This window comes from Thermus sp. (genome assembly GCF_056332225.1).
Genome location: NZ_JBWGQW010000068.1, coordinates 1 through 5,761, shown reverse-complemented (window position 1 = coordinate 5,761; position 5,761 = coordinate 1). Strand labels below are relative to the sequence as shown.

At 68.2% G+C, this 5,761-nt stretch carries 5 protein-coding genes; all 5 read right to left on the bottom strand.

The features are described from left to right. Positions 1 to 153: 153 nt before the first annotated feature. Complete coding sequence (locus AC01Y6_RS09275) at positions 154 to 1,446, bottom strand: GH1 family beta-glucosidase (protein ID WP_476671245.1); 1,293 nt, start codon at positions 1,444 to 1,446, stop codon at positions 154 to 156. Positions 1,447 to 1,465: 19 nt separating this feature from the next. Then, positions 1,466 to 2,323 carry a carbohydrate ABC transporter permease gene (locus AC01Y6_RS09270; RefSeq protein ID WP_476671243.1) on the bottom strand — a complete coding sequence of 286 codons (858 nt, stop codon included), beginning with the start codon at positions 2,321 to 2,323 and terminating at the stop codon, positions 1,466 to 1,468. A gap of 3 nt (positions 2,324 to 2,326) precedes the next feature. Next, a complete protein-coding gene (locus AC01Y6_RS09265; RefSeq protein ID WP_428720586.1) occupies positions 2,327 to 3,247 on the bottom strand; it encodes a carbohydrate ABC transporter permease in 921 nt (306 codons plus the stop codon). Between the two features lie 36 nt (positions 3,248 to 3,283). Continuing rightward, on the bottom strand, positions 3,284 to 4,588 hold the full coding sequence (locus tag AC01Y6_RS09260) for a sugar ABC transporter substrate-binding protein (protein ID WP_347241973.1): 1,305 nt from the start codon (positions 4,586 to 4,588) through the stop codon (positions 3,284 to 3,286). 74 nt (positions 4,589 to 4,662) lie between these two features. After that, on the bottom strand, positions 4,663 to 5,655 hold the full coding sequence (locus AC01Y6_RS09255; RefSeq protein ID WP_347241972.1) for a LacI family DNA-binding transcriptional regulator: 993 nt from the start codon (positions 5,653 to 5,655) through the stop codon (positions 4,663 to 4,665). Positions 5,656 to 5,761 lie beyond the last annotated feature (106 nt).

Below are 5,761 nucleotides of genomic sequence, written 5' to 3'. Positions count from 1 at the left end.
TCTCCGCCCCAAAATGTTTCCCTACGGCCTCTGTTACCGGTGCAGGTGGAGGCCGCGCAAGTTCAGGGAGTCCTCACCTTGCGGCCACCCAAAAGGACAAGCCCCCGGTCTAAAACAGCCTAAGGGGAGCCGCGCCACCCCTCGGAGGCATCCTCAGGGAAAAGCCCGAACTCTCTCCCGGTACCAGAGAGCGCTCCGCTTAGGGATGCGCCTTTGCGTGGGGAAGTCCACGTAGTAGAGGCCGAAGCGCCGGGTGTAGCCGAAGGCCCACTCGAAGTTGTCCATGAGGCTCCAGACGAAGTAGCCCCTGAGGTCCACCCCCTCTTCCCGGGCCCGAAGGGCGGCCTCTATGTGGCCCTCGAGGTAGGCCACCCGCTCGGGGTCCTCCACCACGGCCTCCCCCCGCCAGGAGTCGGGATAGGCCGCCCCGTTTTCCGTGACGTAGAGGGGCCAGGGCACCTCCCGGCCCAGGCGCTTTAGGAGCCCGTAGAGCCCCTCGGGGTACACCTCCCACCCCATGGCCGTGACCGGCCCCTCCGGGGGAAGGTAGCGCACGGGCAAGGGTCCCGTCCCCCGGGCCACGCGGACGGGGGCGTAGTAGTTCACCCCCAGGAAGTCCAGGGGCCTCGCGATGAGCTCCAGGTCGCGGGAGAGGACGGGGACGGGAGGGGCGTCCTGGAAGGGGCTTTCGGGGTACCCCTTGCCCAGGATGGGGTCCAGGAAGTAGCGGTTATGGTAGCGGTCCGCCGCGTCCACCGCCTCCGGGTCCTCGCCGTAGGCCGGGGCGAAGTTGAGGACGATCCCCACCCGCCTCGCCCCCCCTGCCCTGAGGGCCTCCACCGCCAGGCCGTGGCCCAGGAGGAGGTGGTGGGCGGCGCGGAGGGCCGCCTCCAGGTTCCTGAGACCGGGGGCGTGTTCCCCCGTCCAGTGCCCCAGGAAGGCCGAGCACCAGGGCTCGTTGAGGGTGGCGAAGAAGGGCACCCGGTCGGCGAGGGCCCGGGCCACCACCCCGGCGTACTCGGCAAAGGCGAAGGCGGTCTCCCGGCTCCGCCAGCCTCCCCGCTCCTCGAGGGCCAGGGGCAGGTCCCAGTGGTAGAGGGTGAGGAAGGGGGTGATCCCCGCTTCCAGAAGCCGGTCCACCAGGCGGTCGTAGAAGGCGAGCCCCTTGGGGTTGATCCGCCCCCGGCCCTCGGGGAGGACCCGGGGCCAGGCCACGGAGAAGCGGTAGGCCCGTACCCCGAGGTCCTTCATCAGGGCGATGTCCTCCTCGTAGCGGTGGTAGTGGTCGCAGGCGGGCTCCCCGGAGCTGCCGTCCAGGATGGCCCCGGGGCGCCGGGCGAAGGCGTCCCAGATGGAAGGCCCCCGCCCGTCCTCCTCCGTGGCCCCCTCGATCTGGTAGGCGCTGGTGGCCACGCCCCACAGGAAGTTTTCGGCGGCCATGTCCATGCGTTTCCCCTCCAAAGGCCTAGCCCTTCACCGCCCCGGCGGTGAGGCCCTGGATGAGCTGGCGCTGCACGAAGAAGAAGAGAACGAGCACCGGCAGCGTGGCCACCGTGGCGGCGGCCATGACCAGATCGTAGCGGTTCTGGTAGTTGCCCACGAAGTTGCGGATGCCCACGGGAATCGTGGCCGTGGCCTCGGTGGTGAGCACCTGGGCGAAGAGGAGCTCGTCCCAGGCGGTGAGGAAGATGTAGACGGCGGTGGCGGCGAGGCCGGGAAGGGCCAGGGGCAGGATCACCCGGTAAAACGCCTGGAAGGGGGTGGCCCCGTCCACCTGGGCCGCCTCCTCCAGCTCCTTGGGGATGGAGGCGAAGAAGCCCCGGAGGATCCAGATGCTCAAGGGGACGAAGAAGGCGGTGTAGGTGAAGACCAGCCCCCCGTAGCTCCCCACCAGGCGCACCTCGAGGCCCAAGGCGGAGCGGACCCAGTTCTGCAGGTAGACGTACATGATGTAGATGGGGATGAGAAAGAGGATCCCGGGGATCACCTGGGTCACCAGGACGCTTCCCCCAAAGAGCTCCGCCCCGGGAAAGCGGAACCGGGCGAGGGCGTACCCGGCGAAGGTGGCCACCGCCAGGGCGAAGGCCGTGGTCAAGGAAGAGACCAGAAAGGAGTTCTTCAGGTAGTGGAAGAAGGGCAGGACCCGCCAGATGTCCAGGTAGTTGCCCCACTGGGGCACCCGCGGGAAAAGGCTTCCCGTGGCCGCCTCCAGCTGGGTCATGAGGGAGGTGTTCACCATCCAAAACACGGGGAAAAGGTGGAACACGAGGATGAGGAACAGGGCCAAGCCCGCGCCCCACCTGAGCCAGCGCTCCTCGTACATGGCTCACCTCGCGCGCAAGTCCTCCCGGAAGACGCGGTACCAGAAGAGGATGAGCCCCAGGGAAAGGAGCATGTAAAGGGTGCTCGCCGCCGCTCCCAGGCCGAAGTTCCACATGCCGAAGGTGTTGCGGAAGAGGTTGGTCATGAGCAGGTCCCCCCACTCCCCGGGGTAGCCCGCCCCGTGGCCGAACATCATGTAGACGATGTTGAAGCTGTAAAGGGTGCCCAGAAGCCCGTAGAGCAGGAGCACCGCCGTCACCGGGCGGAGCATGGGCCAGGTCACGTGGCGGAAACGCTGCCAGGGGCTGGCCCCATCCACCTTGGCCGCCTCGTAAAGCTCCTGGGGCACGGTCTGGAGGGCGGCCAAGTAGGTCACCATCACGAAGGGCCAGCCCCGCCACACCGTGGGCACCACGATGGCCACGAAGGTAAGGGGGCCGATGAGCCAGTGGGGTTTCTCCGGAAGGAGGCCGAGGACATCCACGAGCAGGTGGTTGATGACGCCCTCCTTGAGCCACATGAACCCCCAAAGAAGCCCCACCACGTAGCTCGGCACCACCCAGGGGAGGAGGAAGAGGCTCCGCCAAAGCCCTCGGAGGAAGAGGGGCCGGTTCAGGAGGTGGGCCACCAAGAGGCCCAGCGAGAGGCTTAGGGCGTTCACCGCCAGGGCGTAGAGCAGGGTGGTGCGCACGGCGTAAAGGAACCCGGTGCGGAAGGTGGACTCGGGGTTGAAGAGGATCTCCCGGAAGTTCTCCAGGCCCACGAAGGGCGCCTGGAGGTAGAGCCTGAGGGTCTGGAGCCTCAGGTCCAGGAAGCCCATGTAGATCCCCTGGAGCATGGGGCCGTAGTGCACGAGGAGCATCCCCAGGAAGGCCGGGGCGATAAAGAGGTAGGCGAGGCCGTACTTGCGCCAGAAAGCCTTCATGACGGGAAAAAGGGGGGGCAGGGCCCCCCCATCCCTCTACCGCAGGGCCTGGTTGATGGCCACGGAAGCCTTGTCCATGAGGTCCTTCAGGGCCTCACGGCTGAGCTTCCCCTGGGCCACCAGGTCCCAGGCCATGCCGATGTGCTGCACCGCCAGGTTCTCCACCCCGCCCCAGCCCGCCAAGGAGGGATAGGTGCGGCCGAACTGGGCGGCCCGGACGAAGGTGCGCATCAAGGGGTTGTTCTGGATCTCGGGGATGTTCCAGGCGCTGCGTAGGGCGGGGAGCATCCCGGTCGCCTGCGCGTAGGCGCGCTGGGCCTCGAGGCCGCCCAGGTACTTGAGGAGTTCCTTGGCCAGGGGCTTGTTTTTAGAGAAGTTGAAGAGGGCGAGGTTGGAGCCGCCGAAGAAGGTGTACCGCCCCTTGGGCCCGGCGGGGTAGGGCGCCACGCCCAGGTTCTTGGCGGCGGGGCGCTCGGCGAAGCCGCCCTTGGCCTCGGGGACCTGGGCCCGCTGGACCATCCAGGGGCCGCTGGCGAAGACGGCGCACTTGCCGGCCTGGAAATCGGCCTCGATCTGGGCGGTGTTCTTCTCCAGGCTTTCCGCCGGGACGTAGCCCCTCTGGGCCAGGCTGAGGAAGAAGTAAAGCCCCTCGAGGCTCTCGGGGCTATTCAAGGCGCTCTGCCACCGCCCACCCGACTGGCGCACGATCTCCCCGCCCGCACCCCAGATCCAGGGAGCGGCGTTGTGGAGCACGTCCCAGGTGTTCTTCCCCGGGGTGCAGAGGGGAGCCAGGGGCTTCTTCGTCTCCGGGTCGGTGAACTTGGACTGGGCCAGGCGCGCGAGGCCCGCCTCAAAGTCCTGCCAGCTCCGGAACATCTGAGCGGGGTCCACCCCGGCGGCCTTCAGGGCGTCGGCGCGGTAGTAAAAGGCCCTTAGCTCCGAGAACCAGGGCACGGCCGTGGCCTGACGGGAACCCTCAAGCCGGGCGGTCCGCCACACGGCGGGAAGATAGGCCTTCACCCCGCCCAGGGCCTGCAGCACGTCGTCCACGGGCTCCAGGGCGCCCATGGCGCTGATGGCTCCCACCCAGGTGGTGCCGAGCTGGGTGAGGTCGGGGCCCACGCCGCTGGTGGCGGCGGTGGTGATCTTGGTCCAGGCCACGCCCCAGTCCAAGACGGTGACCTTGACCTCCACGCCATGGGCTTTTTCAAAGGGGGCCACCAGGGCCTTGAAGTCCTCGGCGGGCTGGGCGCTGTTGGGCATGATCCAGACCTCGAGGGTCTTCTGGGCAAAGCCGAGGGAAGCGAGGACGAGAAGGCTTGAAAGCGCTTTCCTAAGCATGGGCTACCTCCGTTCAACCCCCACCCCCTTTCGGGGTGGGCCAGGGGCCTAAGGCCTAAGGGCCGCCCTTTTTCTCAGGCTCCCACCTCCCTTACCGAGGCCCTCTCCACCAAGGCCAGCTCCAGACGGGGCAGGGCGGGGACCTCCCCCTCGAGGACCGCCCGGAGCGCGCGGCCCAGGGCCACCCCGATGTCCCGAACGGGCTGGCGCACGGTGGTGAGGGGAGGGATCTGGTAGGCGCTGATGGCGATGTCGTCAAAGCCCACCAGGGAGACGTCCTCCGGCACGCGAAGCCCCCGCTCGTAGAGGTAAAGCCGGGCGCCGAAGGCCGTCTGGTCGTTGGCGGCGAAGATGGCGGTGGTGTCGGGGTAGCGGCGGAGAGCCTCCGCCGCGGCCAGGTAGCCCCCCTCCTCCTCCAGGTCGCCGTAGACCACCCGGGCCTCGAGGCCCGCCTCCCGCATGGCCTTGCGGTAGCCGAGAAGCCTGTCCCGAACGTCCATCCCCCCGCGGTGGCTGGAGATGTGGAGGATGCGGGCGTGCCCCCGGTCAAGGAGGTAGCGGGTGGCCTCGTAGGCCGCCTTCTGGTTGTCCAGGTAAAGGGACCAGGCCTTCGGCCCCTCCAGCCGCTGGCCAAAGGCCAGGATGGGGATGCCGAGATCCGCAAGGGCTTCCCCGCCCAAGGCGGTGCCGAGCAGGACCAGGGCCTCCACCCGGTGGGCTTTGAGGAACTCCAGGGCCTCCAGCTCCCGCACCAGGCTCCAGTGGCCGGGAACGGCGATGGGGCGGTAGGGGGTGGCTTCCAGCTCCAGGGTGAGGGCCTCGAGGATGGGGCCGAAGAAGGGGCTCGCGAAGTCACAAATCAGGATGCCAATGGCGTAAGAGCGCCCCGTGGCCAGTCCCTGGGCCAGAGGGCTCGGGGCGTAGCCCAGCTCCTCCACCGCCTGGAGCACCGCCCGCACCTTCTCTTGGGAGACCCGGGCGGTGCCGTTGAGGACACGGGAGACCGTGGCCGGGGAAACGCCCGCGCGGCGGGCCACCTCGTTGATGGTAGGACGCGCTTCCGGCATCTTTGCCCAGAGTGTAGCACGGGATGAAAGCGCTTGCAAGAGGGTCTTTCCCTGAGCTCTCATCACTTTGAGGGCTGGGCCTTGACAAGGGAAGAGAAGAGGGGGG

Bases quoted from the DNA above. Each gene is read 5' to 3' on its own strand.
- AC01Y6_RS09275 (WP_476671245.1), bottom strand. From the start codon at position 1,446: ATGGACATGGCCGCCGAAAACTTCCTGTGGGGCGTGGCCACCAGCGCC.
- AC01Y6_RS09270 (WP_476671243.1), bottom strand. From the start codon at position 2,323: ATGTACGAGGAGCGCTGGCTCAGGTGGGGCGCGGGCTTGGCCCTGTTC.
- AC01Y6_RS09265 (WP_428720586.1), bottom strand. From the start codon at position 3,247: ATGAAGGCTTTCTGGCGCAAGTACGGCCTCGCCTACCTCTTTATCGCC.
- AC01Y6_RS09260 (WP_347241973.1), bottom strand. From the start codon at position 4,588: ATGCTTAGGAAAGCGCTTTCAAGCCTTCTCGTCCTCGCTTCCCTCGGC.
- AC01Y6_RS09255 (WP_347241972.1), bottom strand. From the start codon at position 5,655: ATGCCGGAAGCGCGTCCTACCATCAACGAGGTGGCCCGCCGCGCGGGC.